We start from the raw sequence: 12118 nt of genomic DNA, 5'->3' as shown, positions 1-12118 counted from the left end.
AACTGAGACTAGCATTGCGAAACCTCAGTAACGCCCAAAAAAGACCTCAAAAACACCTCAGGCTAAATCCATGCTCGAACGCGCAAAACATTTTTCCATCAAGCAACTCGCCACTCAGGCTGGCGTCAGCAAGGCCACGGTGGACCGCGTGCTGCACCAGCGCGGCAGCGTGCATGCCCAGACCCGGCGGCGGATTGAGCAGGCATTGGAGGAGTTGGAATCCCAGGAAAAAAATGGCTTGGCCGTGGGGCGCACCTTCCATGTGGACGTGATCATGCACACGCCCCAGCGCTTCAGCGCCGCGGTGCAGGCGGCGATCGTTGGCCAATTGTCCAGCCTGGCACCGTTTCGCATCGCGCCACGTTTTCACCTGTTCGAGGAGATCGAGCCCCAGGCCATGCACGACCAACTGCTGCGCTGCCTCGACACGGGCAGCCAGGGTGTGGTGCTCAAGGCTGCGGATGAACCGGCGGTGAACCTGGCCGTCAAGCAGCTGATTGCGGCCGGCATTCCGGTGGTGACCTTGGTCACCGACCTGCCCCAAAGCGAGCGCATCGGCTATGTGGGCATGGACAATCGCACGGCTGGCCAGACCGCTGCCTACCTGATGTCGCGCTGGCTGCCGAGCGATCCTCAGGACGTGGCGGTGGTGATCGGCAGCGAGTTGTTCCGCGGCGAAGAAGAGCGCGAGATGGGTTTTCGTGCCTGGCTGCGTGGCCGCGCCGAGCACCTGCGGGTACTGGATATCAGCGGCGGCTACGGCGTGTATGAGCGCACCTTTGAACGAGTGACCCAAGCCTTGCACCAGCACCCCGGGCTGAAGGCAGTGTACAGCGTCGGCGGTGGCAACCGCGCAATTGTCGACGCGTTTGCCGCGCAGGACCGTTCATTGGAGGTATTCATCGGCCACGACCTTGACGAAGAAAACCGCCAACTGCTGCGCGAAGAAAAAGTCGCGGCGATCATTGATCACAACCTGCAGATCGATGCCCGCCACGTATTCCTGCACATCCTGCAATACCACCGGCTATGGAAGGCCGGGCCGATTGCGCCGTCACAGGTGCAGATCGTCACGCCGTTCAACCTGCCGGACTGAAGCGCTGAAACACCCTATCCAATAATAATCCAGGAGTTCGACCATGCTACGTATCGCCGTTCTAGGTGCCGGGCGCATCGCCAAGATCCACGCCGCCAACGTTGCCGCCCATCCCAATGCCACGCTGGTGTTGGTGGCCGATCCCTGGCGCGCAGGTGTCGATGCCTTGAGCACCCAGTTGGGCTGCGAGGCCGCGTATGACTGCGCCACCGTGCTGAGCCGCGAGGACATCGATGCGGTGGTGATCGGCACGCCCACCGACACCCACATCGACCTGTTACTGGCTGCGGTGGCCCAGGGCAAGGCGGTGCTCTGCGAAAAACCCATCGACCTGGACATCGCCAAGGCGCGCAGCGCTGCGCAAACCGTAGAGCGCCAGGGCGGCAAGGTAATGCTTGGCTTTAACCGGCGCTTCGACCCCGACATGCTGCGCCTGCGCCAGGCGCTGGACGCCGGCCAGATCGGCGCCGTGCGCCAGGTGATCATCACCAGTCGCGACCCTGGCCTGGCGCCGCGTGACTACCTGGAACACTCCGGGGGGATCCTGCGCGACATGACCATCCATGACTTTGACACTGCTCGCCATTTGCTCGGCGAGGAACCCGTGGAAGTCAGCGCCTTCGCCAGCCGCCTGGTGGACCCGACCCTGGAGCAGATCGACGACTACGACAGCGTCATGGTCTTGCTACGCACCGCTTCGGGCAAACAATGCCATATCAACTGCTGCCGCCAGGCGGTGTATGGCTACGACCAGCGCGTAGAAGTTTCCGGCGCCAGCGGCGTGCTGCTGACCGACAATCACCGGCCCAGCACCGTGCGCCATTGGAGCGCTGAGCACACCGAAGCGTTGGAACCGTTGCAGCATTTTTTCCTTGAGCGTTACGCGGATGCGTATCGCAATGAGCTGACGCAGTTCATCGATGCGCTGAATGAGGGGCGCGAGTTGCCCACCAGTATGCGCGATGGTTTGTATGCGTTGCATCTGGCTGATTGTGCGCTGGAGTCGGTGAAGACCGGGCGCAGTGTGAGGGTCAGTCATAACCTGTAGGAGCGAGGGGGACGCCTAGTTCTTGTTCTTGCGCGCGAAAAACGTCAACGATAACGCGTGTGTCCTGATATACGCGGCGTCTGTCAGTTTTTCGCGAGCAAGCTCGCTCCTACAGCAACCGTCAAACGCCTTTGGTCGACGGCAACAGTACCGTGAGGATACCCACCAACGGCAGGAACGAGCACAGCTTGTACACGTACTCGATGCCGTGATGGTCAGCGAGCATCCCGAGCAGCGCCGCGCCAATCCCGCTGAAGCCGAACATCAGGCCGAAGAATATCCCGGCGATCATGCCCACATTGCCCGGCACCAGTTCCTGGGCAAACACCACGATGGCCGAGAACGCCGAGGCGATGATAAAGCCGATGACCACGCTGAGTACGGCGGTCCAGAACAGGTCGACGTAGGGCAGGGCCAGGGTGAACGGTGCGGCGCCGAGGATCGAGAACCAGATGACTTTCTTGCGGCCGATCTTGTCGCCGATCGGGCCACCGGCAAAGGTGCCCACGGCCACTGCGCCGAGAAACAGGAACAGGTACATCTGCGAGCTGGCCACCGACAGCTGGAATTTTTCGATCAGGTAGAACGTGAAGTAACTGGTCAGGCTGGTCATGTACCAGTATTTGGAGAACACCAGCACAGCCAGTACCACCAGGGCGAAGGTCACGCGGCCTTTGGACAAACCGTGGGTCGCCTGGCTGCCTTGCTTGAGCTTGAACAGGTTGAGGTGGTGGCGGTACCAGCGGCTCAAACCGTACAGCACCAGGATGGCGAACACCGCGAACAGGCCGAACCAGGCGATGTGGCTTTGGCCGTAGGGAATGATGATCGCCGCCGCCAGCAACGGGCCGAAGGCGCTGCCGGTGTTGCCGCCGACCTGGAAGGTCGATTGCGCCAGGCCGTAGCGCCCACCGGAAGCCAGGCGTGCAACGCGGGAGGTTTCCGGGTGGAAGGTCGATGAGCCCACGCCCACCAGCGCCGCCGCGAGCAATATCGCCGGGAAGTTGCCGACAAAGGCCAGCATCAAGATGCCGACCAAGGTGCACACCATGCCCGCCGGCAATAGCCAGGGTTTGGGGTGGCGGTCGGTGTGGTAGCCGATCCACGGTTGCAGCAGGGAGGCGGTCAACTGGAAGGTCAGGGTGATCAGGCCGACCTGGGTAAAGCTCAGGCCGTAGTTGGCCTTGAGCATCGGGTAGATCGACGGCAGTACCGCCTGGATCAAGTCATTGATCAGGTGCGCCAGGGCACAGGCGCCCAGGACGCGCATGACTAAGGGGCTTACTTGCGGGCTGGTCGAAGGTGCGGCGGGTGACGCTGTGACTGTGGACATGCGGGCATTCCGTACAAGGCAGCTGACAGGCGTGGAGGCGGGCGGCGGTGATGTGAACCGCCACTCCATCTGGACTCGGCGTTTATGCTAGATTCGGCGCCAATGCCTGTCTCGCGCAATTCGGGCAGAAACCATCGCAAAAAGGGCGAAATGATCAAATCACTGGATAAATTTCTGCGAGAAATCGATGAGGGCGACTGGGCCGTCATCAGCTCGGCCACCGATTACCCCGAAAACTGGGTGATCCCCGAACACAGCCACAACAAGCACCAACTGCTGTACGCCATTGGCGGTGTGATGGTGGTGTACTCGGCCCTGAGGCAATGGACGGTGCCGCCCAATCGTGGCTTTTGGATGCCTTGCGGTCAAGTTCACTCGCTGCGCTGCGTGGGTACGCTGCAGATGCGCAGCGTGTTCGTGCGCCCGGACAGCTTCCCCAACCTGCCGGCCGAGCCCAAGACGGTGACGGTCTCGCCGTTGCTGAGTGAACTGATCAAGGCCTCGGTGAGCCTGAAACCGCCGTATGCCGAGGACTCACGCGACGCGCGGATCATGCACCTGATTCTTGATGAACTGGCCATCCTGCCGGCCTTGCCGCTGTCTTTGCCCCAGCCTGCCGACCCACGCCTGAGCCCGATCTGCCTGGCGTTGCAGGACGAGCCGAGTGATGCCTCCACCGTCGCCGACTGGAGTGCGCGGTTGGGGTTGGACCAAACCACCATCCAGCGCCTGTTCCGCAAGGAAACCGGCATGACCTTCGGCCAGTGGCGCCAGCAAGCGCGGCTATTGCTGGCGCTGGAACGCATTGCGGTGGGGCAGAAGATCATCGATGTGGCGTTTGAATTGGGCTATGAAAGCCCCAGCGCTTTTACCAGCATGTTCAAGAAACAGTTTGGCAAAACGCCGAGTCATTTTTTCAAGTAGTGCCGCTCGCCATGCGCGCATGAGCAGGGCGGCGCGATGCCAGGTAAGCGAGCAGCGTGGCGATCACCAGCAAGGCGGCGCTCAGCTCGAAGGTGGCCTGATAGCCGCTCACGTCGAATGCCACACCACCGACGGTGGCGCCGGCGGCAATCGCCAGCTGGATGATGGCGACCATCAATCCCCCGCCGGCCTCGGCGTCGTCGGGCAAGGCGCGGGCCAGCCATGTCCACCAGCCAACGGGCGCAGCAGTGGCCACCAGGCCCCAGCAGCCCAACAGCACGGTGGTGACAATCGCTGAACCACCGAACGCCACCAGCGCAAGGGCAATGCCGGCCATGATCAGCGGGATGGCAATCAGCGTCGGGTACAGGTGGCGCTTGAGCAAGTGCTCAATCAACACCGTACCCGCCAGGCCGGCCAGGCCGAGCACCAGCAGCATCAGCGACAGGGTGGACACCTCGACCCGGGTCACGCCTTCCAGGAACGGCCGCAGGTAAGTGAACAGCATGAACTGGCCCATGAAGAACAGGCTGACAGCGCACATGCCCAAGGTCACCTTGGGGTTTTTCAGCAGGCGCAGCGCATTGCCGGTGGCCGCCGTGCCGCTGTGCTTGAGCGCCGGCAAGCTCAGCCACAGCCAGGCCAGCGCAATCACGGCCACTGGCACCACGCAAAAGAATGCGCCGCGCCAGCCAATCAGGCCGCCAAGAAAGCTGCCCAGCGGCGCCGCGATCACCGTCGCCAGGGCGTTGCCACCGTTGACGATGGCCAAGGCCCGTGGCACTTGGGCGGGCTCGACCAGGCGCATTGCCGTGGCCGCCGACAGTGACCAGAAGCCGCCAATTGCCAGGCCAATCAACGCGCGCCCGAGCATGAATACCGCGTAATTCGGTGCGAACGCCACCACGCTGCCCGAGACGATCATCAGTAAGGTCAAGGCCATCAGCAGGCGCTTGCGATCCATCCGCGCGGCAACCGCCGCGATCACCAGGCTGGTGAGCAGGGCAAACACCCCGGACACGGAAATGCCCTGGCCGGCCTGGCCTTCAGTGATCTGCAAGTCAGCCGCCAGCGGTGTCAGCAGGCTGACCGGCATGAACTCGGAGGCGACCAAGGCAAACGCCGCCAGCGACATCGCCAGCACCGCGCCCCAGCGTTGCGGTTGAGAGGTAACGGCACTCACTGCAAGTGGCTCTGGAAGAAGGTGGAGAGCGTGTCAAACGGGATCAGTTCGACGCGGTCGTACAGGTCTACATGGCCAGCGTTGGGGATGACCAGCAATTGCTTGGGCTCGGCGGCGCGTTGGTAGGCGTCTTCACTGAATTCTCGGGAGTGCGCGTCGGCCCCGGTAATCAGCAGCAGCGGGCGTGGCGAGATCGTCTCGATATCGTTGAAGGGGTAGAAGTTCATGAACTTGACGTTGCTGGTCAGCGTCGGCCGGGTGGTGGTTTGCGATGAGGCGCCTGCTGGGGTGACTTCGCCGCGCGGGGTACGGTAGAAGTCGTAGAACTCGTCGCCGATCGGATCGCCCGTGAGGCTCTGCGGCGTGCCACCGGTGTAGAGGGTCTCGCCGCCCTGGAATTCTACATAGCGCTGGTTGGCAGCCTGGCGCAGGATCTGCTGGCGCTGTTGCAAGGTCATGCCGTGCTTGAGGCCATTGCGGTTGGCCGCGCCCATGTCGTACATGCTGACCGTGGCGATTGCCTTGAGACGCGGATCGATCTTCGCCGCACTGATCACGAAACTGCCGCTGCCACAAATGCCGATGGCGCCGATGCGTTCCCGGTCGACCTGTGGGCGAGTGCCGAGAAAGTCCACGGCGGCGCTGAAGTCTTCCACGTAGAGGTCGGGCAACACCGCGTTGCGTGGTGTGCCGGCGCTTTGGCCCCAGAACGACAGGTCCAGGGACAGGGTCACGAAACCCTGTTCAGCCATTTTGGTGGCGTAGAGGTTGGCGCTTTGCTCTTTGACGGCCCCCATCGGGTGGCCGACGACAAGGGCTGCGTGCTTTGAGCCCGGGGCCAGGTGCTTGGGCACGAACAGCGTGCCTGCGACCTGCATGCCGTATTGATTGTTGAAGGTGACAGGTTCGGCCGTCACTGTGTTGCTGCTGTAGAAGTTATCCGCACCGTTGGACATATCGGCTCCAAATGAAGAAAGAGAAGTCACCAGCAAACCCAGGGCGAGCAAGAGGCGTTTCATAGGGATGTTCCTTGTGAAGTGTCCGCACATTTTCCGGGTGACGGCAGGGCTTCTGTAGTGCATTTGAGTGGATTACTTGCCTGATCCTCTGAGATTCAGTGCCAGGTGACGACGCCCGTGGCTTGTGCGGGTAAAGTGCAATGAAGCATTGAAAGGGTCTGTCATGACGTCCACTCCCACCCCATTGAACGCGCTGATCCAGTCGATTGGTTCGCGCACGCCGTCGCCCGGCGACTACGCCATGCCGATCCCCGGCCTGGGCTTTTATCGGCGTGAGCAACCCGCTGCGCCGGTGGTGTGCATGGTTGAGCCGTGCATCGTGCTGGTGGCCCAGGGCGAGAAGCAGTTGTGGGTCGGCGGCGAGGGCTACCCCTACGACACGTCCCGGTTCCTGGTGACATCGTTGGACATCCCCGCCAATTCCGAGGTGCTGGCGGCCAGCCCCGAGCAACCGTGCCTGGGGCTGACGTTCAAGCTGGACCTGCGCATGCTCGCCGAGCTGATCGCCCAGGGTGGCTTGCCGCCGGTGCGTGAGCGCGCAGTCATGAAAGGCGTGGGGATCGGCACGGTCACCGACGGCATGCTGGCCGCATTCGCGCGCCTGGTGGCGTTGCTGGACGAACCCGAGGCTATCCCGGTACTCGCGCCATTGATCCAGCGCGAGATTCATTACCGGCTATTGAAAAGCGACCAGGCCGGCCGACTGCGCCAGATCTGCTCGGTGGACGGGCAGGGCTATCGGATTGCCAAGGCCATTGACTGGCTGAAGTTGAATTTCGACGCCGCCCTGCGGGTGGAAGAGCTGGCAGCGCGGGTGCAAATGAGCGCGGCGACCTTTCACCATCACTTCCGGCAACTGACCGCGATGAGCCCGCTGCAATACCAGAAATGGCTGCGTTTGAATGAAGCGCGTCGGTTGATGTTGAACGAGCACCAGGATGTCTCCAGTGCCGCGTTCAAAGTCGGGTATGAGAGCCCGTCGCAATTCAGCCGTGAGTACAGCCGGCTGTTTGGGGTGCCGCCCAAGCGCGACATGGCGACCCTGCGGGGCAGGGCGGGTGTCAGTGATCCGCCGGGGTCAAATTAGCGTAGAAGATGCAGCCAATCAGCCGGGCGAACAGGCTCAGGGTTTCCGGCAGGTTCGGGTCGTCGAACAGCATGGCCCGTGAGTCCAGCGCACACAGCGCCCCGAACAGGCGGCCATCGGGCAGGAAGATCGGCGCGCCGGCGTAGCTTTCGATGGCGTATTGCTTGACCACCGGGCGTGACGCGAAACGGCCGTTCTGGCTGATCTGGGGAATGAACAGGGTGTGTGGGTTGATGCAGAACTCACTGCACAGGGTAGTTTCAAGGTCGAGTACGTCGTCGACGTTGATGCCCATTTGCAGCGGGTCGTAGGCCGAACACACCACCCATTCCTGGTCGGTGAACTTGGCGATGCCGGCGAATCTCATCCCGGTCAGACGAGTGACCAGCTTGAGGATGTTGGTGGTTGCTTCAATTTCGGCAATGGCGGCGCGCTCGTCTGCGCTGAGTAACCTGTGTGCGGCGGTGACGCTTGAAACCATGCTGAACGCTCCAATGGCGTGGTCGCAGGTCGCGACCACGCACAGTCAGGTTATTAATTGATACGCGGGTGTTGCTGTACCAGGTTTTCACGCTTGGTTTGCAGCGCGGCGATCTCGGCGTCGATGTCTTCGATTTTCTGCTCGATATTGTCGTGATGCTCCTGCAGCAACTCCTTGGCTTCTTCCATGTCGGAAGCCGCCGGGGCCGCACCGCGCAGGGGCTTGTTGGCGGTTTCCTTCATGGTCAGGCCCGTGATCAGGCCAACCACCGCGAACACCATCAAGTAATAAGCGGGCATGTACAGGTTGTTGGTGCTCTCCACCAGCCAGGCCACCGCAGTGGGCGTGACACCGGCGATCAGTACCGAGACGTTGAAGGCACTGGCCAGGGCGCTGTAGCGCAGGTGGGTGGGGAACATCGCCGGCAAGGTCGACGCCATCACACCGATAAAGAAGTTCAGCACCACCGCCAGAATCAACAGACCGCCGAAAATCAGGCCGGTCTTGCCGCTGGTGATCAGCATGAAGGCCGGGATCGACAGGAACAGCAGGCCAATGCTGCCGGCGATGATGAACGGCTTGCGGCCGATCTTGTCGCTGACAAAGCCAATGAACGGCTGCACGAACAACATGCCGACCATGATCGCGATGATGATCAGCACGCCGCTGTTTTCGGCATAGTGCAGGTTGTGGGACAGGTAGCTCGGCATGTAGGTGAGCAGCATGTAGTAGGTCACGTTGGTGGCCGCGACGATACCGATACAGGTCAGCAGGCTACGCCAGTGCTTGGTGGCGATTTCCTTGAACGAGACTTTAGGGCCGTGGCTCAAGCCTTCGCGGTCACCCTGTTCAAGTTTGTCGACATGCTGTTGGAACGCTGGGGTTTCTTCCAGTGCGTGGCGCAGGTACAGGCCGATGATGCCCAAAGGCAGGGCGAGGAAGAACGGCAGGCGCCAGCCCCAGGCCTCGAATTCTGCTTCACCGAGCACGGTGGAGATCAACACCACCACACCCGCGCCGAGGACGAAACCGGCGATGGAGCCGAAGTCCAGCCAACTGCCAAGAAAGCCGCGCTTGCGGTCCGGAGCGTATTCAGCCACGAAAATCGACGCGCCGGTGTACTCGCCGCCCACCGAGAAACCCTGGGCCATTTTGCACAGCAGCAACAGTATCGGCGCCCAGATGCCAATGGAGGCATAGCCGGGGATCAAGCCGATGGCGAACGTGCTCAGGGACATGATCACGATGGTGGCGGCCAGGACTTTTTGCCGCCCGTACTTATCGCCCAGTGCGCCGAAGAACAGGCCGCCCAGCGGGCGAATCAGGAAGGGGACGGAGAAGGTGGCCAGCGCTGCGATCATCTGCACGCTGGGGGAAGCGTCAGGGAAGAACACCTTGCCCAGCACATAGGCGACAAAGCCATAGACGCCAAAGTCGAACCATTCCATGGCATTGCCAAGTGCGGCGGCGGTGATCGCCTTGCGCATCTTGTTGTCGTCGACAATGGTGATGTCTTTCAATCCGATGGGTTTGACGCGTTTTTTACGTAGTTTCATGCGGGCCACTCAAAAGCTGAACAGGGGAGGTGCCATCGCTACGATGGCACCGCTCTGTCAGTTCAGATACAAGTGGACACGAAATAATTCACCGCTTTGTGTATTTTTTCTCGCATGGGATGAAACCTTCGGTTTTCGAGGCCTATGCATAACTAGCGGCAAAACAGATCAAATGTGGGAGTTGTCGAGCCCCGGCGAGGCTACGAAGGCGGCGGTACTGTTGGCATTTATGTTGCCTGAACTATCGCCATCGCGGCCTCGCTAAAGCTCGAGCGCTCCCACAGGCGGTTGTCATTGTTAGATAGAACAGGGAAGTCAGTCATATGCCCAGCAGCCACTCGCGGCTCACCTACCGCCAACCACGGCACGCAGACGTTCAGCGATTGTTCGCGATCTTCGGTGATGCACAGACCAATTTGTTCAATCCTGCCGGCCCGCTGCCCAACATCGAGGCGGCACAACGGCTATTGGATCACTGGCTGGAGCAATGGGCATCCCAGGGTTACGGCTGGTGGGCAATTGCCCGGAAAGAGAGCCCCGAACACATCATCGGATTTGGCGGCATTGCGCCACTTAACTACCTGACGCAGCGGCGCATCAACCTTGGTTATCGCCTGGCCGTCGAGGCCTGGGGGCAGGGGTATGCCACTGAGCTGGGGCGGGATGCACTGGCGCTGGCGTTCGACACCCTGTCTTTACCAGAAGTCTTCGGCCTGGTGCGGCCCGATCATGCTGCGTCGATCCGCGTACTGGAGAAACTCGGCATGCAACGTTTTGGCCTGCTGGAGGATGTCCCCGGTCAAGCGCCCAGCCTGGTGCTCCGGGTTTGTCATCCTACAACTGCACAAGCCTGACATTTTCCTATTCCACGTAAATCCTCGATAAGCGGCAATCTTTGCGATTGACACTGCGCGGGCGTCTCGCTATAAAACTCGTAGTTGTACGACGACATATGACGTTACATATGTCCTACCTAACAAAAATAAAAAGTGATGCCATGAATCTGAACGAGCCCATCAGTGCCCTTCGTGTCGGCCAGGCGGTCGGCAGCTATCGCTGGACGATCTGCGCGATGTTGTTTTTCGCCACCACGGTCAATTACCTCGACCGCCAGGTGCTCAGCCTGTTGGCGCCGCAACTCTCGACGCAGTTTGGCTGGAGCAACACCGATTACGCCAACATCGCGGCGGTGTTCCAGTTTGTCTACGCCATTTCCATGCTGTTTGCCGGGCGCTTCGTCGACAAGATCGGCACCAAGGCCGCTTATGTAGTAGCGATTGGTATCTGGTCCACCGGCGCGATCATGCATGCGTTTTCGGTGCCGATGGGCGAGGGTATTGCAGCCGTCAGCGGCGCCATTGGCCTGGCGGTGATCCCGGTGTCGATCGCCGGCTTCATGCTTTCACGGGCGGTGTTGGCGATTGGCGAAGCGGGTAACTTCCCGATCGCGATCAAGGCCACTGCCGAATATTTCCCCAAGAAAGAACGCTCCCTGGCTACCGGCATCTTCAACTCCGGCGCCAATGTCGGCGCGATCCTGGCGCCCATCTGTGTCCCCTTGATTGCCGGCCTGTGGGGCTGGGAGGCGGCCTTTATGGTCATCGGCATGCTGGGTTTTGTGTGGGTAGGCGTGTGGGCCGCCGTGTACGAAAAACCGGAAGAGCAAAAACGTCTGTCGCCTGAAGAGCTGGCCTACATCCGCAGCGACCAGGCCGTACAGCCGTTCACCCCGGCGCCGACGGGCACCGCAGGGAAGAAAGTCTCCTGGTTCAAACTGTTGACCTACCGCCAGACCTGGGCGTTTGCCTTTGGCAAGTTCATGACTGACGGCGTGTGGTGGTTTTTCCTGTTCTGGCTGCCCACCTACCTGTCTGCCCAATACGGCATGAAAGGCGCCGATATCGTGATGCCATTGGCGGTGCTGTACAGCATGACCATGGTCGGCAGCATTGGCGGCGGCTGGTTCCCCAGCTACTTCATGGCACGCGGCGATGCCCCCTATGACGGGCGCATGAAAGCCATGCTGGTGATTGCGCTGTTCCCGCTGGTGGTGTTGCTGGCGCAGCCGCTGGGTTACCTCAGCTTCTGGGTGCCGGTGCTGCTGATCGGCGTGGGCGCTTCGGCACACCAGGCGTGGTCATGCAATATATTCACCACCGTGTCCGACATGTTCCCGCAGAAAACAGTGGCCTCGGTGGTCGGCATTGGCGGCATGGCCGGTGGCTTGGGCGGCGTGCTCATGACCAAGATCGGCGGTTGGGTGTTCGACTATTACAAGTCCATCAACGACATCCATACCGGCTACATGATCATGTTCGCCATCTGCGCCCTGGCTTACCTGGTGGCCTGGAGCGTGATGAAGACGCTGGTGCCGCGCCACAAGGAAATCAC

Annotated in this window: 11 protein-coding genes; 6 read left to right on the top strand and 5 right to left on the bottom strand. The window is 61.2% G+C overall.

The window, feature by feature from the left end; all coding sequences use genetic code 11:
• Positions 1 to 70 precede the first annotated feature (70 nt).
• On the top strand, positions 71 to 1096 hold the full coding sequence (locus E1K68_RS15885; RefSeq protein WP_212614376.1) for a LacI family DNA-binding transcriptional regulator: 1026 nt from the start codon (positions 71 to 73) through the stop codon (positions 1094 to 1096).
• A 43-nt stretch (positions 1097 to 1139) separates the two neighbouring features.
• Positions 1140 to 2144 (top strand): inositol 2-dehydrogenase, encoded by a 1005-nt coding sequence (gene iolG / locus E1K68_RS15880; protein ID WP_003190860.1) that lies wholly within the window; start codon positions 1140 to 1142, stop codon positions 2142 to 2144.
• Between the two features lie 121 nt (positions 2145 to 2265).
• On the opposite strand, the gene E1K68_RS15875 is transcribed toward iolG, so the two are convergent.
• The gene (locus E1K68_RS15875) at positions 2266 to 3477 is read right to left on the bottom strand and encodes an MFS transporter (RefSeq protein WP_034135455.1); all 1212 of its coding nucleotides are present in this window, start codon (positions 3475 to 3477) and stop codon (positions 2266 to 2268) included.
• A gap of 102 nt (positions 3478 to 3579) precedes the next feature.
• Here E1K68_RS15875 and E1K68_RS15870 point away from each other — a divergent pair, with 102 nt between their 5' ends.
• Positions 3580 to 4401, top strand: a complete 822-nt coding sequence (locus tag E1K68_RS15870) for a helix-turn-helix transcriptional regulator (RefSeq protein ID WP_034135456.1) — start codon at positions 3580 to 3582, stop codon at positions 4399 to 4401.
• On the opposite strand, the gene E1K68_RS15865 is transcribed toward E1K68_RS15870, so the two are convergent.
• Together E1K68_RS15865 and E1K68_RS15860 are read right to left on the bottom strand one after the other, a co-directional pair.
• Positions 4394 to 5584 (bottom strand): MFS transporter, encoded by a 1191-nt coding sequence (locus E1K68_RS15865; protein ID WP_212614375.1) that lies wholly within the window; start codon positions 5582 to 5584, stop codon positions 4394 to 4396. The genes E1K68_RS15870 and E1K68_RS15865 overlap by 8 nt on opposite strands.
• Complete coding sequence (locus E1K68_RS15860) at positions 5581 to 6603, bottom strand: alpha/beta hydrolase (protein WP_212614374.1); 1023 nt, start codon at positions 6601 to 6603, stop codon at positions 5581 to 5583. The genes E1K68_RS15865 and E1K68_RS15860 overlap by 4 nt, the downstream gene beginning before the upstream one ends.
• A 163-nt stretch (positions 6604 to 6766) precedes the next feature.
• Here E1K68_RS15860 and E1K68_RS15855 point away from each other — a divergent pair, with 163 nt between their 5' ends.
• Positions 6767 to 7690: an AraC family transcriptional regulator gene (locus E1K68_RS15855; protein ID WP_003190868.1), complete on the top strand. Its 924-nt coding sequence runs from the start codon at positions 6767 to 6769 to the stop codon at positions 7688 to 7690.
• Here E1K68_RS15855 and E1K68_RS15850 read toward each other — a convergent pair.
• Both E1K68_RS15850 and proP read right to left on the bottom strand, forming a co-directional pair.
• Positions 7665 to 8171: a GAF domain-containing protein gene (locus E1K68_RS15850; protein WP_020302594.1), complete on the bottom strand. Its 507-nt coding sequence runs from the start codon at positions 8169 to 8171 to the stop codon at positions 7665 to 7667. The genes E1K68_RS15855 and E1K68_RS15850 overlap by 26 nt on opposite strands.
• A gap of 53 nt (positions 8172 to 8224) precedes the next feature.
• A complete protein-coding gene (gene proP, locus E1K68_RS15845; RefSeq protein WP_032892100.1) occupies positions 8225 to 9727 on the bottom strand; it encodes a glycine betaine/L-proline transporter ProP in 1503 nt (500 codons plus the stop codon).
• A gap of 323 nt (positions 9728 to 10050) precedes the next feature.
• On the opposite strand from proP, the gene E1K68_RS15840 reads away from it, so the two are divergent.
• Both E1K68_RS15840 and E1K68_RS15835 read left to right on the top strand, forming a co-directional pair.
• Positions 10051 to 10581, top strand: a complete 531-nt coding sequence (locus E1K68_RS15840; protein ID WP_034135459.1) for a GNAT family N-acetyltransferase — start codon at positions 10051 to 10053, stop codon at positions 10579 to 10581.
• Positions 10582 to 10724: 143 nt separating this feature from the next.
• Positions 10725 to 12118: MFS transporter (locus E1K68_RS15835; protein ID WP_212614901.1), on the top strand; the 1394-nt coding region annotated here is incomplete at its 3' end.

The organism is Pseudomonas sp. B2021 (assembly GCF_018135665.1).
Lineage (GTDB): Bacteria > Pseudomonadota > Gammaproteobacteria > Pseudomonadales > Pseudomonadaceae > Aquipseudomonas > Aquipseudomonas lactis.
This window is presented reverse-complemented; position numbering and strand designations above follow the sequence as displayed.

Bases quoted from the DNA above. Each gene is read 5' to 3' on its own strand.
- E1K68_RS15885 (WP_212614376.1), top strand. From the start codon at position 71: ATGCTCGAACGCGCAAAACATTTTTCCATCAAGCAACTCGCCACTCAG.
- iolG (WP_003190860.1), top strand. From the start codon at position 1,140: ATGCTACGTATCGCCGTTCTAGGTGCCGGGCGCATCGCCAAGATCCAC.
- E1K68_RS15875 (WP_034135455.1), bottom strand. From the start codon at position 3,477: ATGTCCACAGTCACAGCGTCACCCGCCGCACCTTCGACCAGCCCGCAA.
- E1K68_RS15870 (WP_034135456.1), top strand. From the start codon at position 3,580: ATGCCTGTCTCGCGCAATTCGGGCAGAAACCATCGCAAAAAGGGCGAA.
- E1K68_RS15860 (WP_212614374.1), bottom strand. From the start codon at position 6,603: ATGAAACGCCTCTTGCTCGCCCTGGGTTTGCTGGTGACTTCTCTTTCT.
- E1K68_RS15855 (WP_003190868.1), top strand. From the start codon at position 6,767: ATGACGTCCACTCCCACCCCATTGAACGCGCTGATCCAGTCGATTGGT.
- E1K68_RS15850 (WP_020302594.1), bottom strand. From the start codon at position 8,171: ATGGTTTCAAGCGTCACCGCCGCACACAGGTTACTCAGCGCAGACGAG.
- proP (WP_032892100.1), bottom strand. From the start codon at position 9,727: ATGAAACTACGTAAAAAACGCGTCAAACCCATCGGATTGAAAGACATC.
- E1K68_RS15840 (WP_034135459.1), top strand. From the start codon at position 10,051: ATGCCCAGCAGCCACTCGCGGCTCACCTACCGCCAACCACGGCACGCA.